This window comes from Rhizobium acidisoli (assembly GCF_002531755.2).
Classification (GTDB): Bacteria; Pseudomonadota; Alphaproteobacteria; order Rhizobiales; family Rhizobiaceae; genus Rhizobium; species Rhizobium acidisoli.
Map to the genome: position 1 here is coordinate 697,065 of NZ_CP034998.1, position 17,378 is coordinate 714,442.

Below are 17,378 nucleotides of genomic sequence, written 5' to 3' on the forward strand. Positions count from 1 at the left end.
GATCGTAACCGAAGCATCGCCGTCAGGCAATGTGCGAAAAGAGTGGAGAGCAAAAGGAGAAACCGATGATTACCTGCTTCATCCGCTATCAGATCGACCCCTTCAAGAAGGAGGCCTTTGCCGAATACGCCCGCAACTGGGGCCAGGCGATCCCCAGGAATGGCGCCGACCTGATCGGCTATTTCGCTCCCCACGAGGGATCGGCGACGACGGCCTACGGCGTCTACAACATCGAAAGCCTCGCCGCCTACGAAGCCTACCGCGCCCGATTGGCCGCCGACCCGCTCGGCCGTGAGAATTACGAATTTTCCAGGCGCGAACGCTTCATCCTGAAGGAGGATCGCATCTTCCTGAAGAACGTCTCCGCCCCTCACGCCAAGCTGGTGCTGCCATGATTGCCGTCATCTTCGAAGTCGTGCCCTATATGGGCGAACGCCATAAATATCTCGATCTCGCCGGAGAGCTGCGATCAGAGCTCGAAAAGATCGACGGCTTCATCTCGATAGAGCGTTTCGAAAGCCTGACGAACCGCGGCAAGCTGCTGTCGCTTTCCTTCTTCCGCGACGAGGAAGCGGTCAGAAAATGGCGCAACCTCGAAGCCCACCGGGCCGCCCAGCAAGCCGGCCGCGGCGGCATCTTCGCCAATTACCGCCTGCGCATCGCCAGCGTCGTGCGCAATTACGGCATGTTCGAACGCGACGAGGCGCCGAGCGATAGCCGCGAGGTTCACGATGCGGCGTGACGCGGGGCGACCAACACGCGCGGTTCACCGGGATTGCGCGTGTCTGGGCAGCCTCTTGAGTTTCCTTCTTTCATGGTCACAACCGCATAGGGTTTAAACTCTGCAGACCATCTTTCATCGTGGTCCTGATAACCTGCCTTCGAAACGCACCAGGCCCATTGGTATTCCACCGTTCCGTGCATCATAAGCGGATATCTGGTATGCCACTCCTTCACCTCAGGAAATGAGGCCCTCCCATCGGTGTCCGTCAACACGACGGCTATCGCGTGCTTGGTACTGGGGATCGCGCGCATATTGAGCCTCACCTGCGCCCCTTGGATCGGAGTGCCCGTCTCCGATCTCACAGTTAGTGATGCCTCTGGTTGGACGGTCTCATGGAGTGGCAAGCCGCATCCTGCCAGCATCAAAACCGCTCCCGACGCGATGCCGCGCGCCATCGTATTGGCCAAAGTTACTGTCACGCCCAAACCGCCTGCTCTTGGATATACGGACGCATCTTACGGCGGCTATGGGTGAGCGCCAGACGAATGCCGCTGATTGTAGCTTGCCACCTGAACTTTCAATTATTTGCAGTTCTATGTCAAACTTACCGTCCTTGAAGAACGGTGCGACCATTAGCCCTCGACAGTTGCGGCTATCGCCGCCGTCGATTGGCCGCCGCCACAATAAATTCCCGAAATCGGCCACCGCTTCAGGCTTTGGTAACTAAGTTGGGTAACCATAATGGAGAGTTAAGCGTAAAGCGTATGAGCGAGTATCAGAATGGCATCAGTTTTTCCGCTTGCCGACCTCAAGGCTTCCGTAAAGTCGGATTCCCGGCCGGGGTCTTGGGTCGACACGATCATTAAGGGTGATTGCGTCAGTGCCCTTGAGGCTTTGCCCACCCACTCCGTCGATGTCATCTTTGCCGACCCGCCGTACAATCTGCAGCTCGGCGGAACGCTGCATCGTCCCGACCAGTCGCTGGTCGATGCCGTCGATGACGAATGGGATCAGTTCGCTTCGTTCGAGGCCTATGACGCCTTCACCCGCGCCTGGCTGCTGGCCTGCCGGCGTGTCTTGAAGCCGACCGGCTCGATCTGGGTGATCGGCTCCTATCACAATATCTTCCGCGTCGGCGCCACGCTGCAGGATCTGAACTTCTGGATCCTCAACGACATCATTTGGCGCAAGACCAATCCGATGCCGAATTTCAAGGGCCGCCGTTTCCAGAACGCCCACGAGACGATGATCTGGGCAAGCCCCAACGCCAAGGCCAAGGGTTATACCTTCAATTACGATGCGATGAAGGCCGCCAATGACGACGTGCAGATGCGCTCCGACTGGCTCTTCCCGATCTGCAACGGCAATGAGCGATTGAAGGGCGAGGACGGCAAGAAGGTGCATCCGACGCAGAAGCCGGAAGCGCTGCTTGCCCGCGTCATCATGGCCTCGACCAAACCAGGTGATATCGTGCTTGATCCCTTCTTCGGTTCGGGAACAACGGGTGCCGTCGCCAAGCGTCTCGGCCGCCACTTCGTCGGCATCGAGCGCGAACAGGACTATATCGATGCGGCTTCGGCCCGCATCGCCGCCGTCGAGCCGCTGGGGAAGGCGGAACTGACCGTCATGACCGGCAAGAAGGCCGAGGTTCGCGTCGCCTTCAACGTGCTTGTGGAAAGCGGCCTGATCAAGCCCGGCCAGGTGCTGACCGATGCCAAACGCCGTTACAGCGCCATCGTGCGCGCCGACGGCACGGTGGCTTCAGGCGGCGATGCCGGCTCCATTCATCGTCTCGGCGCCAAGGTGCAGGGTCTCGATGCTTGCAACGGATGGACCTTCTGGCATTTCGAAGACGGGCAGTCCCTGCGCCCGATCGACGATCTCAGGTCCGTCATCCGCAGTGATCTGGCAAAGGTGGAGTGAGCACCACCCAAATCAGAGAACTGCAGCATGATGTCGTCCGAAAACCGCTTACACTTTTCGGCATCATGCTCCGGCGGATCGAAATACCTTCTTCCGGTTTCCTCCAGTTGCGGAAGAAGGCCAAGGCGCCCGGGGTTTAAGCCCCGGGCGTCTTCGATTTGAGGCGCTGCTTCAGAAATCCTTGTAATCGGTGACGTCGACCCGGGTGATGCGGCCTTCATCGTTGAAGGTGATCGTCTCCTCGCCCTCGCGGATCAGCGCCTTGCCCGTCTTGCTGTGGGTGGCGCGAAGCGACCAGACCGCCCGGCCGGACAGCGGCGTCAGTGTCTCCACCAGCGAATTTTCCGCCGTTTGATCGGGATAGTCGTCGAAGTATTTCCGGAAGGCGGCCATGATCTCGGCCCTCCCGGCAAGGCTGCCGACGCCGTTCGAGACATAGGCGGCATCCTCGGCGAAATAGGCCTCGATGGCGGAGAAATCGAGGGCGTTGATGGCGGCGTGAAAGCGGTCGATTTCCTCGGCGGGATCGAAAGCCATGGCTTCAGACCTTGACGCCGTAAGCGGCAAGATCGCTGCGCAGCCTGTCCGCGCCCGAGAACAGCACCGCATTCCAGCCGAATTCCTTGGCGCCTTCGACATTGGCAGGTGCATCGTCGATGAAGATCGTCGCCTTGGGGTCGAGGCCGAAGCTTTTCGTGTGGGTCTCGTAGATCGCCAGATCCGGCTTGATCAGGCCGACATCGCCGGAGACGGTGACGCCGCGCGGTTTGGTGAGGAAGGGAAAGCGCGCCTGCGCCTCGCGGAAGGTGTCGGAGGCGAAGTTGGTCAGCATCGTCACATCGCGCCCTTCGGCAATCAGCCCTTCCATGATCGCGACGCTGTCCTCATAGGCGTGCGGCACCATCTCGTGCCAATATTTGCGGAAGGCGCGGATGTGCTCTTCGCGGGCCGGGTGCTCGGCAATCAGCAGCGCTTCGGCCTCTGCCCAGGTGCGGCCCCGGTCCTGCTCGATGTTCCAGTCATGGGTGCAGATATTGGCGAAGAACCAGTTGCGCTCCGTCTCGTCGGGAATGAGGCGGGCGAAGGCAAGATGCGGATCGTAATGAATAAGGACTTTGCCGATATCGAAAACGATATGTTTTATCTCAGTCGTAGTCATGGTCATCCCTTGGATGTTTTGAACGCGAGAGGAATAGCCGCTGCGATCGCTTTTTTCATGATTGTGGGTAAGGCCTGCGCTTCAAGATTTGTAACCGGCTCCCACCATCCGTCATTCGGACGGTCATCCACCTTGCCGGCGATCGCCGCGCGCCAGATCGACAGCCGGAGTTCAAAATGGGTGAAGACATGGATGACGGTGCCGCAGGCCTGCCAGGCCGCCTCGAACGGCGCGGCCGCAGCCGAGGTCTCGCCGTCGAGGCGCGCCGTCCATGCCGTTGTCGGCACCTCGGTCATGCCGCCGAGCAGGCCGCTTTCGGCACGCCGCCTGAGCAGGATCTCGCCGTCTGCGGTGACCGCGACGAAAGCCGCGCCCTGCCGCACCGGCTTCTCTTTCTTCGCCGCCTTGACGGGAAATAGCTCGGGATCGGAAAGCTTCAGCGCCGCGCAGGCGCCGCGAAACGGACAGAGCGAACAGGCCGGCCGCTTCGGCGTGCAGATCGTCGCCCCGAGATCCATCATCGCCTGGGCGAAATCGCCGGGCCGCGTCGCCGGTGTCAGCCGCGCCACCTTTTCCTTCATCAGCGGCTTTCCCGCGGGAAGCGGTGTTTCGATCGCATAAAGCCTGGAGATCACCCGCTCGACATTGCCGTCCATCACAGCCGCCTGCCGGTTGAAGGCGATGGCGGCGACGGCCGCCGCCGTATAATCGCCGATGCCAGGCAGCGACTTCAGCCCTTCCTCGGTGTCCGGAAAGACGCCGCCATGCTCTTTCGCCACCGCTTCGGCGCATTTCTTCAGGTTGCGGGCCCGCGCGTAATAGCCGAGCCCGGCCCAGGCCGCCATCACCGCATCGGTTTCGGCTTCGGCAAGATCGGTCACCTCAGGCCAGCGCTGCAGAAACTTGGCGAAATAGGGTTTGACCGCCTGCACCGTCGTTTGCTGCAGCATCACCTCCGAAAGCCAGACGCGATAGGGATCGGGTCTGACGCCGCCGGCCGCCACGCCGGGCGAGATGCGCCAGGGCAGATCGCGATGATGGCGGTCGTACCAGTCCAGCAGGGGCTTTGCGGTGGGTGTGTCGAGTGTCGTGATCGTCATGATTTGCCGGGATCGGGGGAAGTGCCTATACTTGGCGAAGCAATGCCGCGCGATCAAGCCGGTGATGCGAATTGCCTGTGCGATTGGCAGGGGCGTCCAAGGGTTTCGATGAGTTATCCACGCAAAGGTGCAAAGCAGATTTCCGAGCTGGCGAACGGGCTGATCGATCCCGTCCTGGCGCGCCGCGCCGGCATCAACACGGCGCTGCTCGGCTCGTGGAGCGAAATCGCCGGCGAGGATTTCGCCGATTGCACCCGGCCGGAAAAGATCGCCTGGGCCCGCGGCGGCAATGAGGACGGCGGCTTCCGCCCCGGCGTGCTGACGATCGCCTGCGAAGGCGCACGCGCACTTTTCCTCACCCATGCCCAGGGCGAACTCATCCAGCGCATCAACAGCTTCTTCGGCTTCGCCGCCGTCCACCAGATCCGCATCGTCCAAAAGCCGGTCTCCCAAGCCGCCCGCCGCTCCCGCACCCCGCCGCCGCTGAAAGGCGAAGCCGCCCGCAAGCTCGAAGGCATGATGGAAGGCATAGAGGGCGACAAGCTGCGCCAGGCGATCCAGCGCCTGGGGACCGCGGTGATGGGTAAGCGGGGGAGGGGGCGATAGCGCGGGTTTTCGCGATCCATGTGGCGTCCTCAGCGGGGCCATGGATCCCAGGCGCAGGGCCCGGGATGACGGAGGTTGAGGATCGCGAGAGGCTGGAGGCGCGCCAATAGCGCCTACTTCTGCACCGTCGCTGTATTTGCAGAAGCCTACCCCAACCCTCCGTCGTGCTCGGGCCCGAGCATCCATGCACGAGCACTCTGATTGCAGAAGCTTCTCCCAAATGCGCATATATCCAGGAGTACTGGTGACCGGGCGCTTCGGATGCTATATGTGTATAGCACACAGGAGAAAGATCATGCTGGCCTTGCGATTGCCATCTGATATCGAAGCACGGCTCGATGAGCTTTCCAGGCGCACGGGCCGCAGCAAGAGCTTCTATGCGCGTCAAGCCATCCTCGAACATCTCGATGATCTCGAGGATATCTATCTCGCCGAGAAACGCCTGGAAGAACTTCGTCGGGGTGAGAGCGATACCGTGCCGTTGGCCGAGCTGATGGCGCGTCATGGTTTGGAGAATTGAGTTTCACCGAGCAGCCGAGCGTGAGCTTGAGAAGCTTGGGCATGAGACGGCTCGCCGAATACTCCGATTTCTGAATGATCGCGTTGCAAGGTTGGACGATCCGCGATCCATCGGAGACGCGCTTAAGGGGTCTGAACTCGGGGATTTCTGGAAATATCGCGTCGGGGACTATCGAGTGATCGCAAACATTGACGATGGGGCGGTGCTGATCCTCATCGTGCGGATTGGCAACCGCCGCGATGTCTATCGATGAATCCGCATACGCACCGATCGCAATTTTGTCGGGCGGTCCCATCACGGTCACAATTCTTTGAAGGAAGTTGGTGAACCGTGGCTTGTGAGCGGCCGCCAGCCGTTATATCGCACAGTCATGCCGTCAATCTCATTGCTTATGGGGAACCCATGCAGATGTCCGAAATGCAACTGACGAAACGCCGCCTCCTGGGTGGGATCGCCATCGCCGCAGCTGCCGCAGCGCTTGCCGCCTGCAACGACAGCAAGGACGCTGCCGATGCAACGTCTTCCGGCAAGACCATGGTCGACGGCACCAATGTCGATACCATGCAGACGGCTGCGACATCGCCGACCGAAATGCCGCAGTCCGACGGCGATGTCGACATGGCCGAAGTGCTGAAGCCCGGCGCTCTGCCGGAGATGGCCCTGGGTAAGGCCGATGCCCCGGTCAAGATCGTCGAATATATGTCGATGACCTGCCCGCATTGCGCCCATTTCCACAACACCACCTTCGATGCCATCAAGCAGAAATATGTCGACGCCGGCAAGGTGCAGTTCATCATCCGCGAATTCCCCTTCGATCCGCGCGCCGCCGCCGCCTTCATGCTCGCCCGCTGCAGCGCTGCCAATCCGGAACAGCTGAGCACGCCGGAACAGTATTTCCCGATGGTCTCCATGCTGTTCAAGCAGCAGCAGGTCTGGGCCGCCGCCGATGACGGCCGCGCCGCACTGCTGCAGATGTCGAAGCTCGCCGGATTTACTGAGGATAGCTTCACGAAATGCTTGACGAACCAGAAGCTTCTGGATGAAGTGAACGCCACGCGGGAAAGAGGTTCCAAGGATTTCGGCGTCAACGCCACGCCGACGTTCCTCATCAATGGCAAGCGCTACTCTGGAGACATGCCGGTTGAAACCTTGTCGGCGCTCATCGACAGCCTCATCTGAACCGGATCGTTTCGAAACGACGGGCGACGGCGAAAGCCGTGCGCCCGTTTTTTTGTGGCTGCGTGGGGGCAGGAGATACCCCCCTCTGTCCTGCCGGACATCTCCCCCACAAGGGGGGAGATTGGCTGGGGGGACCGTCTCGTCCTTCATCAATCCCCTGCGGAAGCGCTCCCTTGTTTGGGGAAGCCCTAGCCACTTGCCGATCTCCCCCCTTGTGGGGGAGATGCCCGGCAGGGCAGAGGGGGGTGCCACCCCCACCCGCCGCTTCGGAGCTTCTGCATGAAGTTCAACAAGCTGCGCCTGGTCGGCTTCAAATCCTTCGTCGAGCCGACGGAATTCATCATCGAGCGGGGGCTGACCGGCGTCGTCGGCCCGAACGGCTGCGGCAAGTCCAACCTCGTCGAGGCGCTGCGCTGGGTGATGGGCGAAAATTCCTATAAGAACATGCGCGCCTCCGGCATGGACGACGTGATCTTTTCGGGCTCCGGAAACCGCCCGGCCCGCAATACCGCCGAGGTGGCGCTTTATCTCGACAATGCGACGCGCACCGCACCCGCCGCCTTCAACGACAGCGACGAGATCCAGGTCACCCGCCGCATCGAGCGTGAGCAGGGTTCGCTCTATCGCATCAACGGCAAGGAAAGCCGCGCCAAGGACGTGCAGCTGTTGTTTGCCGATGCCTCCACCGGCGCCCGTTCGCCGTCGATGGTCGGGCAGGGGCGGATCGGCGAGCTGATCCAGGCAAAGCCGCAGGCCCGCCGCCAGCTCCTGGAGGAGGCGGCCGGCATTTCGGGCCTGCATTCCCGCCGCCACGAAGCCGAGCTGCGCCTGCGCGCCGCCGAAGGCAATCTCGAGCGTCTCGACGACGTCACCTCGCAGCTCGAAAGCCAGATCGAGAGCCTGAAGCGCCAGGCCCGCCAGGCCAACCGCTTCAAGACGCTGTCTGCCGATATCCGCGCCCGCGAGGCGATGCTGCTGCATATCCGCTGGGTGCAGGCCAAGGAGTCCGAGGCCGAGGCCGACAGCGCGCTGAACCAGGCGACATCAGTCGTTGCCGAAAAGGCCCAAGCCCAGATGGAGGCAGCCAAGCAGCAAGGCATCGCCAGCCTGAAGCTGCCGGAACTGCGCGAGGGTGAGGCCCGCGCCGCCGCCGCGTTGCAGCGCCTGCAGATCGCCCGAAGCCAGTTGGAGGAAGATGCCGGCCGCATCCTGCGCCGCCGCGACGAGCTCACCCGCCGTCTCGCCCAGCTTGGCGAGGATATTCGCCGCGAGGAACGGCTGGTCGCCGACAATGCCGTCATCCTGGCAAGGCTGGACGCCGAAGAAGCCGAGATTGCGGAAGTGCTGGCCGATTCCGGCCGTTATGCCGAGGAGACCCGCGAGGCCTTTGAGGAAGCGGCCGCAAAACTTGCCGACAGCGAGCGCATCTTTACCGCGCTGACCGCCGAACGCGCTGAAGCCGCTGCCGGCCGCAACCAGCTGGAACGCGCCATCCGCGATCTCGCCGATCGGCGCATGCGCCTCGAGCGCCAGATGGACGAGGCCAACCACGAACTTGCAGCCATCGGCGACAAGATCGCCGGCCTGCCGGACCCGGATGAAAAACGCGCCATCGTCGAGGCCGGAGAAATCGCCCTTGCCGACGCCGAGGCCGCCGTCCAGGTGGTGGAGCAGGCGCTGGCCGCTGCCCGCCAGACCGAGGCGCTGTCACGCGCCCCGGTCGATCAGGCCCGCGCCAGCCTCAATGCGCTGGAAACCGAGGCGCGCACCATTTCCCGCATGCTCGCCGCCGGTGCCGCGGCCGGGAAATTTTCCCCCGTTGCCGAAGAGTTGAAGGTCGATCGCGGCTTCGAAACCGCGCTCGGTGCCGCCCTCGGCGACGATCTGGAGTCACCGCTTGCTGCCGAGGCGCCGGCCCATTGGTCGGAGAATGGCGATGGTTCCGGCGATCCCGCCCTTCCCGAAGGCGTCACGCCGCTGCTCGGCCATATCAGCGCGCCCGCCGCACTCACCCGCCGCCTGCGCCAGATCGGCCTGGTCGCCGATGGGGATGCGGAGCGCCTGATGGCGGCGCTGCAGCCCGGCCAGCGGCTGGTGACGAAAGAGGGCGCCGTCTATCGCTGGGACGGCCATGTCACCGGCGCCGACGCGCCGAGTGCTGCGGCCCTTCGCCTTGCCCAGAAGAACCGCCTGGCCGAGCTCGAAGGCGAGGCGGCGCTTGCCCGCGATGTGCTCGTCGAGGCCGAGGAGCGGCAGGCGGCGGCCGCGGAGGCGATCCGCGGCGAGGAGCGCCGGCTTGCCGAGGCCCGCGACATGAGCCGGCTTTCGGCCCGTCATCTCGCCGAGGCGCGTGAAGCGCTTGTTGCGGCAGAGCGTGCCTCCGGCGACCTGATCCGCCGCCGCGATGTCGTCAGCGAGGCGGTCAGCCAGCTCGGCGCGCAGCTGGAGGAGATCGGCGTCCAGGAAGAAAATGCCCGCATCGAGCTGGAGGATGCGCCCGATCTGACCGCGATCGACGAGCGGCTGCGCTTCCAGCAGGCGGAGGTCGCGACCGATCGCGGCGCGCTTGCCGAAAGCCGAGCCCGCCACGAAAGCCTGGCGCGAGAAAACGAGGCCCGCCAACGCCGCATCCTGGCGATCGGCCAGGAGCGCGAGACCTGGCGCCAGCGGGCGGCAAGCGGCGAAGATCATGTGGCGACGCTCCGCGAGCGCGAGGAAGAGGCGCGCGAAGAGGCGGCCGAACTCGAAATGGCGCCGGATGAATTCGACGACAAGCGCCGCGCTCTGCTCAGCGAATTGCAGAAGGCCGAGGAGGCGCGCCGCAACGCCGGCGATCTCCTGGCCGAGGCCGAACGCATCCAGCGCGAGGCCGATCATCAGGCGGCGACCGCACTTTCCGAGCTTGCCGAATGCCGCGAACGCCGTGGCCGCGCCGAGGAGCGCCTGGTTTCGGCCCGCGAAAAGCGCCAGGAAAGCGAAAGCCGCATCCGCGAAGTGCTGAACGTCGCGCCGCACGAGGCGCTGCAGCTGACCGGGCGCCCGGCCATGCAGGCGCTTCCCGATCCGCGCGAGGTCGAGCGCGAGCTCGAGCGTCTGCGGATCGAGCGCGAGCGGCTCGGCGCCGTCAACCTGCGCGCCGACGAGGAACAGAAGGAACTGAGCGACAAGCTCGAAGCGCTGATCAGGGAACGCGACGACGTCATCGACGCGATCCGCAAGCTGCGCGGCGCCATCCAGAGCCTCAACCGCGAGGGCCGCGAACGGCTGATCGCCGCCTTCGACATCGTCAACGCCCAGTTCCAGCGGCTGTTCACCCATCTTTTCGGCGGTGGCACCGCCGAGCTGCAGCTGATCGAATCCGACGATCCGCTGGAGGCCGGCCTCGAAATCCTGGCCCGGCCGCCCGGAAAGAAGCCGCAGACGATGACGCTACTCTCAGGCGGCGAACAGGCGCTGACGGCGATGGCGCTGATCTTCGCCGTCTTCCTCACCAATCCGGCGCCGATCTGCGTGCTCGACGAAGTCGACGCACCGCTCGACGACCACAATGTCGAGCGCTACTGCAACCTGATGGACGAAATGGCGGCCTCCACCGAAACCCGCTTCGTCATCATCACCCACAATCCGATCACCATGGCCCGCATGAACCGCCTCTTCGGCGTCACCATGGCCGAACAAGGCGTCTCCACCCTCGTCTCCGTCGACCTGCAGACCGCCGAACGCCTGCGCGAGATCGCCTGAATTTCTCCCCGCGGCCGGGCTGGTTGCTGGCGTCGGTTGACGATCGAAGCCGAGCTCCGGTCTAAAGCTGATATCGGCCGCGCTCTTCCAGGAGGGCTTCGATCCGGCGGCGTCGCGCAACGGCGATTGCGACAAAGGATGTGACAACAGCCGCGAGCCCCAAGCTTCCGATGGAAAGCGTCAGCAGCCATCTTCCTAACCGCCGCACCAGCGATGGAAAATCGGCATTGAGCCAATCCATCGCATTCGCAGTGTAGCCGTTGGCCGAGACCCAATCCCGCATCAGCGCCAAGCGCTCGCAATGAACGCCGGCATACAAAACCTTCATCTCGCTGACCTGGTTGAGGAATTTCGCGGCATCGACGACATTCCCCTCGAGATAGGCGATCTGCGCAAGCGTATAGGCCGCGAGCGAAGCATCGATCTCCGTCGGCGCAGCGGGGGAAGCGGACCTGTTTTCCGCCGCGATCGACCCACGAAGATTGACGTCCAGGCCGCGGAAACTGTCGGTGACAGGCTGTGAGGGCGCTATGAGCCCGCCGTTCGTCCGGCCGGCAGCAAGATCCAGCTCCGAACGCAGGCGCTGCGAGAATTGCTGGGGCAGGGCTTCACGACGCGAGTGCTGGGTAAATCGATAATCATCGATCGCGAAGAATGCGACAAAAGCCATCGCGGCCAACGCGCCGAGATATCGCGATCGGCGCGTGGCAAGAACGATCGCGGCAAGGCATATCGGATATTTGAGCCAATTCAGCGATATGGGTCCGGCCGTCCAGTCGTCAGCCCCGGCGATAACTGCAACACCGTTCTGCTGCGCATAATCGGCCGCGCTTCCGGCAAGCGCCACAAAATGGAAGGCGGTGTTATCGGCCGCCTCAGGCAGCCAGATCCAATAGGCCCCGAAAGCTGACAGCGCCGCAAAGGCCAGAAGACCAAGGACAAACAGAAGGTAACCACGTGCGCGGGCGGCGATTGCTTCGATCGCACGTTCGCCATTGGCAATCGAAGACGGTTTGGGTAGCTTATTGGCGATGCGGCTGCCGAACACGCCAGCCGCGCGTTTGACCGCGCCCGTCAGGTTGGCACGGCGCTGGTCCAGCTCCCGCTCGATCGACCAAACCCTTCGGCTCCGGCGTGCAACCCACCAGCCGAGCCCATTTGTCAGCGGCGCGGCGATGGCAAAGATCAGTGCGGCCGAAAGCAGCAGATATGCCTTTTGCGATTGAGCGGCATTGTCGGCCAGGAACTTTTCGCGCGCCTGCGGTCCAAAACCGCCGGAGGCCAGCGCGAAGTTTCGTATCGCCTGAAAACGGGTCTGATCGAAATTGTTCAGAAGGAAGCCGCTCGTTTCCAGCTTGTCGAGTGCGGCCGCGGCAGCAGCGCTGTCGCCACGAAAAGCCGCCGCCTGCGCCAGAAAGTACGGCATGATTTTCGCATTTCCATCCGGTTGCACCCGGTGATCTCCATTCGCATCGGCGGTAGCCTCGTGAACGTTTGCCGGCAAATCGGACGGGCGGATCACCCTGTATTTTTCATAGGTCGGCCGAGCAGTGAAATCCCGGGAAAGGTCATACATCAGACTGCCGACAACAGGGATACCCGGAATGCCGACGGCAACAATGGCAATGATCGCGCGGCGGGAAAGCGGAGCGTGAAATATCAGGGCAATGAATGCAAACAAGGCGAACGCAAAGGGGGCGAGCAATTCTGCCCGCCCGAACAATCCCCATCGTATCAGAAAGAACGCGACTGCCAGGCCCGCGAAAAACCAACGCCCCTTGATGATCATCCCAGCGGTCGCAAGGGCGAGGATGAAGGAGACATATTGGGCATGATAGGGGAGCGTCCAGAGCCCGGTCTGAACTGACGAGTCCGCTGATTTGACGCCGGCCAGCCCCAACGCATTGGTGAACCCGTCGAGCACATAAATCGAGCCATCCAACATTCGCAGGTCGGTCGGATCGGATGGGCGGGTGTACGCTGCTGCAAAGAGCAGCATGAACGCGACGAAAGCAAATCCCTGGGCAATCAGCGACAGCAGATGGGATCGACGATGCAATCCAGCATGCCCTTCGTCGTTCGATTCATCAGGCTTACCTGGTGCTGAGCCAGAGACCGGCGCAGATGAGGCTTCGCCGAGAACCCGCCTGCCGAAAGCGGAGGCGTCAGCCACCGGCAACTCCGGCCGCCTTGACGCCGGACAGCATTTCGCCGCGAAGTCGTTCCAGCTCGCCGATCGCCTGACGGCGGTCCGTCGCACCTTTCTCATGGGCATCGCGAACGTCGGTCAGCGTCAGCAGGATCTTGTCATGGACGTGCTGAAGGGTTTCGACATCGACGACAAGGCGCTGGTTGGATTTCGCCGTCGCCACCGAATTCTGGTGCAGCAATTCCGCGTTCCTGCGCATGATGGCGTTGGTCGCGTTGTCGATGGTATCCGCCAAAGCGACGGCGCTTTTCTGTTCGTCGAGGGTCAGGGCCAGCATGAATGCGCGTTTCCACGCCGGCAAGGTCAACTGGCGGATCGTCTGGAACTTGTCGACAAGCGCGAGATTGTTTGACTGAATGATGCGAACCATCGGAAGGGTCTGCATAGCCGCATGCTGAAGAACACGCATATCGTCCGCCCGCTTCGAAAGCTGCTGACGGTTTGCTTCGAGGACAGCGAGATACTCGGTCGCGACAAGGTCACCTGATGGGTTATTCTGGCGGGCAATCTCGTCCTCCATGTCATGAAGCCGCAACTCGATGGCTTCGACATGTTTGCCGAGTGCTGCGTACTCGGCGCGGACGCCCTCATACATGAGCTGATAGTCATGGTTTCGCCGCGACAGCGTCTGGGCCGTCGTCTCGATTTGCGCTACGAGCTTGTCGACCTGACCTTTGACGGTGTCGAAACGGGCAATGGCACGTTCCTTCGATCGCGCGATCCGCTTCAAAAGGCCGCCGATGACGGGAATTCGTCCAGTCGGGTTATCGAGTGACGACAGATTGAACTGTTGCGCCGCGAGCACGATCTCGTTCAACTGAACACCGGTGTCGTCGAGGTCGGTTGCTCGTGCCGTTCCAAGGATCTCATCGGCATATTGGGATGACCGCTCGGCGACCTCCTGGCCAAACTGCTGGATGGAGAGGGCCGACGACAGGTCAATGGTGGCCGCCAGACGTGCGACTTCCGGATCAATCTGCTGTTCTCCGGCGACCGCATGTGACGCGTCGTGCAGTGGCAATGCTGCTTTGATCATTGTTGTCCAACCTTCTTCAGGAAGCCTATGAGATTGCTGTGAGCATCAAGAAATGCAGTCACGGCGGAACTGCGAGGTTTCGCTTCGCCATGAATGATCGCCAGCGCATTTCGCTGCCAGAGAGGCAACAGCAGGGTTTCAATGTCGGTAAATCGGTCGAGCAAGGAAGCAAGCACGCTGGCGGACAGCTTGATCTGCTGAATTGTCAGCGTGTTGGCTGTCTCAATCGCCATGATGTTGGCAAGACGTCGCTCAAACCTCGCGACCAGAGCCGGGTCTGAGCCGCTCTCCTGCGAAACAAGCAGCCTGGCGTCCGATATGACGCCGCCAAGACGCGCCTGTTCGTCGATGAGTTCCAGTCGGGTCTTGTCGAGAATTCCCCGGATGCGCTGACCAATCTGTGCCGCCCGGCTCAATTGGCGGAATAAATCGGTGACCCTGTGACTTGCAAGTTCGAATTCCAGGCGGGCCTCGACGGCTGAACCGGTGAACCGACCAAGCAGACCCTGCTTCCGCAGCATCTTCTGAAGGTCGACGTGCTCCAGCATTTCAATCAGCTCATTTGCTGAACTGCGGATGTCGCGAGCCGGGGCCGAACTCAGAATGTCGTTGTCCAACCTTGGTGAGCGAGCTGCCTTGTCCAGAACGGCAATCGCGTCGTCATCGATCACCGCAGTGGGACGAGGCTGCGGTTCCACATTGTCCGGGGTGGAGTAAGAATGATTGGTGCCGAGGGCCATCGCAATATTGAGCTCAAAAGAATACAAATCTTCAAAAGACAATCTCGACGCGAATATTGAAAATAAAATGAATCTGGTTGTGCGCCTTTTACTGGCATGGAAAATGTCGGCCGGCTGCTATCTGCCCATTCCGCCGCTCTCGGCCTCGAAATCATCCATCCCGCCCGTCGCCGATCAGCGCGGCGAGGGGAGGTCAAAACAGGCGGTCGACAAATTGATCGGTCTCCCAGGTCTTCAGAAAATTCGCTTCCCGCGCAATCCAGCCGACGGCTTCGCTTCCCCATTCTTGCGCCCGGCTGGCATATTCGCCCATCAGCCAGAAGTGGCGGACAATGACGAAGCGGTGGGCGGCTTCGAAGTCTTGGGGCGTGATCGGCCGGACGGCGCGATATCCGTCGATGAAGGCCTCCCACATGCCGGTCAACTTGCGGCCGAAGGAAACTTTCGCCCAGAGGAAAACCGACAGGTCGTAGGCGAGGTATCCCGGGCCGCTGTCGTCAAAATCGAAAAACACCGCTTCACCGGCATCATTGATGCGCGCGTTGAAGCCGTGGCAGTCTCCGTGACAATAGGTCCAGGTCAGCGTGTCGAACGCCTCGATCGCTTTTCCCGTCCGCGTGGCGATATCTGCAAGATCGCGAAGAACATCGGCGTCTTCGACGATGCCGCTGTCGCATATGCGCGTAAGCGGGCGATGCAGCAGGTGTTCGAGGTCAAGCCGATATAGCGCGCCGTCAGGGGAAAATGTCTGGGCGGCATTGTGCATCAGGGCAAGCGTCCTGCCGTTGGCGCTGGCATCGCCGGCATCCGTCGCGTTTATTCCGCGGCCATCGATCGCCCGGAAGAGCACGCCCTCGCGGAGGCCTTCCGGCGCATGCCCCTGCAGGAAGAGGGCACCGTTGCGTGTCGGGATGGGGGCAGCCACTGGAACGCCCGCTTGCGAAAGATGCGTGAGAAAGGCCGTCTCGGTTTTGACGTCGGCTCGACCACGTGCGCGGTGGTGGGAAAGCCGGAAGACATAACGCTCGCCGTCGCTGCCAACGACAAGATAGACATCGTTCAGGCCGCGATGAAGCATGCGGCAATGAATGGGACCGGCGAGCGCATAGTGTTTATCGATGAACTGTCCGATCGCCCCTATCTGCGCGGTCGAATAGAGCGGGTTGAAATCGAGCATGGATGGTCCCGTAGAAGCGCTGGCAGGTCTACAGGATAGGGAGTGTCTGCGACAGATGCAACGCCTGCTTGTGGCAAGCAGGCCTCGGCGAACTCGACCCAGCGCCTGGCGCTCCGTCTTCCCGGGGGGGCGCCGAGGACCCTCGGCACCATCAGCAGCAGCGGCGTGGATTCCAGGCTCCAGGCCTGGAATGACGGAGGTTGAGGGGACGGGCGGGCAGGAGGCGCGGACACGGCGCGAAGCGGCGGAAGGACAGGAAGCGCCACCGCATTCGCCCTCGGCCGTGGCTGTTTTGCTGCGGCGGCCACCCACCCTCCGTCCTCCTCGGGCTTGACCCGAGGATCCATGCGGCATCCGCCAACGCCGGGCCGTGGATTCCAGGCTCAAGGCCTGGAATGACCAAGGTTGAGGGGACGGGCGGGCAGGAGGCGTGGACCCGGCGCGAAGCAGCGGACGGACAGGAAACGCCACCGCATTCGCCCTCAGCCATCGCTGTTTTGCTGCGGCGGCCACCCCACCCTCCGTCCTCCTCGGGCTTGACCCGAGGATCCATGCGGCATCCACCAACGTCGGGCCGTGGATCCGAGACTCAGGGTCTGGGTTGACCGAGGAGAGGGGGCGAAACCGGCAGGAGACGGGGCTTGTCGGGAGGCGTTTGGTCATATTGCGTAACAGCGCGCCATACGGCGTGATTTCTGAGGCATGGAAGAGTGGCCTCGCAGGGGCTGAGACAGTCAGGCCGACGGCCGAAAGTTGCTGAAAAGGCCCGCACTTTTGCCGGAAATTTCGTAAGCACCAAAAAAGGTCGGCTTCTTTGCGGCCTGTACCCCATTTGGGTGATGCTCTTTGCGATGACTTGCATTAGAAGTTGTTTCAACGCAACCTGATGCCTCTGCGGAAACGTGGGCGGTCAAATGTGCGTATTGTCGAATTTGCAGGCGGTTTTCCGGGCAGAGGGCAAGAACCGGAAAATCGGGGGCAATTCCAAGAAGCGCGCAAAGCGGCTTTCGCAGGAATTGCGTGAAGACCAAGCGATAGGGCATTCCATTACTTGAGGAAAGTGCCCTGGGTTGAGGGACCCCCCGTCCGGTTTTCCTGGCCGGACGGAAACAAGGCTTTGCGGGACATGTTGCAGTCCCGCAAAGCTTTTTTTTTGCCTTTTTCGTGCCGGGCGATGTTTCAATCGTTTCGAACGCCGCCCCGCCGAAGAATTATTGTGCAACGCAACATTCCGCCGCATTTGTCGATTTTCATTTCAACACCA

Annotated in this window: 16 protein-coding genes; 8 read left to right on the top strand and 8 right to left on the bottom strand. The window is 62.0% G+C overall.

What is annotated here, in order from left to right; translation table 11 throughout:
- Positions 1-65 precede the first annotated feature (65 nt).
- The 3 genes from CO657_RS03395 to CO657_RS03410 all read left to right on the top strand — a co-directional run bounded on the left by CO657_RS03395 (position 66) and on the right by CO657_RS03410 (position 2,647).
- On the top strand, positions 66-395 hold the full coding sequence (locus CO657_RS03395) for an NIPSNAP family protein (protein WP_054181521.1): 330 nt from the start codon (positions 66-68) through the stop codon (positions 393-395).
- Positions 392-742, top strand: a complete 351-nt coding sequence (locus CO657_RS03400; protein WP_054181522.1) for an antibiotic biosynthesis monooxygenase family protein — start codon at positions 392-394, stop codon at positions 740-742. Before CO657_RS03395 ends, CO657_RS03400 begins: the two co-directional genes overlap by 4 nt.
- 762 nt (positions 743-1,504) lie before the next feature.
- The gene (locus CO657_RS03410; RefSeq protein ID WP_003588031.1) at positions 1,505-2,647 is read left to right on the top strand and encodes a site-specific DNA-methyltransferase; all 1,143 of its coding nucleotides are present in this window, start codon (positions 1,505-1,507) and stop codon (positions 2,645-2,647) included.
- A gap of 171 nt (positions 2,648-2,818) precedes the next feature.
- Here CO657_RS03410 and CO657_RS03415 read toward each other — a convergent pair whose 3' ends face one another.
- Genes CO657_RS03415 through mutY form a run of 3 tightly spaced genes read right to left on the bottom strand, consistent with a single transcriptional unit; the run spans position 2,819 to position 4,906 of the window.
- Positions 2,819-3,184 (bottom strand): nuclear transport factor 2 family protein, encoded by a 366-nt coding sequence (locus CO657_RS03415; RefSeq protein ID WP_054181523.1) that lies wholly within the window; start codon positions 3,182-3,184, stop codon positions 2,819-2,821.
- Between the two features lie 4 nt (positions 3,185-3,188).
- A complete protein-coding gene (locus CO657_RS03420; protein WP_054181524.1) occupies positions 3,189-3,812 on the bottom strand; it encodes an HAD family hydrolase in 624 nt (207 codons plus the stop codon).
- Positions 3,809-4,906 carry an A/G-specific adenine glycosylase gene (mutY, locus tag CO657_RS03425; RefSeq protein ID WP_054181525.1) on the bottom strand — a complete coding sequence of 366 codons (1,098 nt, stop codon included), beginning with the start codon at positions 4,904-4,906 and terminating at the stop codon, positions 3,809-3,811. The genes CO657_RS03420 and mutY overlap by 4 nt, the downstream gene beginning before the upstream one ends.
- Before the next feature lie 108 nt (positions 4,907-5,014).
- Here mutY and CO657_RS03430 point away from each other — a divergent pair, with 108 nt between their 5' ends.
- From CO657_RS03430 to CO657_RS03455, 5 genes are all read left to right on the top strand, one after another.
- Positions 5,015-5,512 (top strand): DUF721 domain-containing protein, encoded by a 498-nt coding sequence (locus CO657_RS03430; protein ID WP_054181918.1) that lies wholly within the window; start codon positions 5,015-5,017, stop codon positions 5,510-5,512.
- Positions 5,513-5,807: 295 nt separating this feature from the next.
- On the top strand, positions 5,808-6,032 hold the full coding sequence (gene relB / locus CO657_RS03435) for a type II toxin-antitoxin system RelB family antitoxin (protein WP_054181526.1): 225 nt from the start codon (positions 5,808-5,810) through the stop codon (positions 6,030-6,032).
- Complete coding sequence (locus CO657_RS03440; RefSeq protein ID WP_054181527.1) at positions 6,016-6,285, top strand: type II toxin-antitoxin system RelE family toxin; 270 nt, start codon at positions 6,016-6,018, stop codon at positions 6,283-6,285. Before relB ends, CO657_RS03440 begins: the two co-directional genes overlap by 17 nt.
- Before the next feature lie 155 nt (positions 6,286-6,440).
- A complete protein-coding gene (locus CO657_RS03445) occupies positions 6,441-7,211 on the top strand; it encodes a DsbA family protein (protein WP_425349915.1) in 771 nt (256 codons plus the stop codon).
- 279 nt (positions 7,212-7,490) lie between these two features.
- Positions 7,491-10,952 carry a chromosome segregation SMC family protein gene (locus tag CO657_RS03455; protein WP_054181529.1) on the top strand — a complete coding sequence of 1,154 codons (3,462 nt, stop codon included), beginning with the start codon at positions 7,491-7,493 and terminating at the stop codon, positions 10,950-10,952.
- Between the two features lie 61 nt (positions 10,953-11,013).
- Here CO657_RS03455 and CO657_RS03460 read toward each other — a convergent pair whose 3' ends face one another.
- The 5 genes from CO657_RS03460 to CO657_RS03480 all read right to left on the bottom strand — a co-directional run bounded on the left by CO657_RS03460 (position 11,014) and on the right by CO657_RS03480 (position 17,157).
- Positions 11,014-13,011 (bottom strand): hypothetical protein, encoded by a 1,998-nt coding sequence (locus CO657_RS03460; protein WP_245292932.1) that lies wholly within the window; start codon positions 13,009-13,011, stop codon positions 11,014-11,016.
- A gap of 106 nt (positions 13,012-13,117) precedes the next feature.
- Positions 13,118-14,197: a toxic anion resistance protein gene (locus tag CO657_RS03465; protein WP_012556855.1), complete on the bottom strand. Its 1,080-nt coding sequence runs from the start codon at positions 14,195-14,197 to the stop codon at positions 13,118-13,120.
- Positions 14,194-14,979 (bottom strand): hypothetical protein, encoded by a 786-nt coding sequence (locus CO657_RS03470; RefSeq protein WP_174293558.1) that lies wholly within the window; start codon positions 14,977-14,979, stop codon positions 14,194-14,196. The genes CO657_RS03465 and CO657_RS03470 overlap by 4 nt, the downstream gene beginning before the upstream one ends.
- 151 nt (positions 14,980-15,130) lie before the next feature.
- The gene (locus CO657_RS03475; protein WP_054181530.1) at positions 15,131-16,114 is read right to left on the bottom strand and encodes a phosphotransferase enzyme family protein; all 984 of its coding nucleotides are present in this window, start codon (positions 16,112-16,114) and stop codon (positions 15,131-15,133) included.
- Between the two features lie 734 nt (positions 16,115-16,848).
- Positions 16,849-17,157 (bottom strand): hypothetical protein, encoded by a 309-nt coding sequence (locus CO657_RS03480; RefSeq protein WP_128715516.1) that lies wholly within the window; start codon positions 17,155-17,157, stop codon positions 16,849-16,851.
- Between the last annotated feature and the right edge of the window lie 221 nt (positions 17,158-17,378).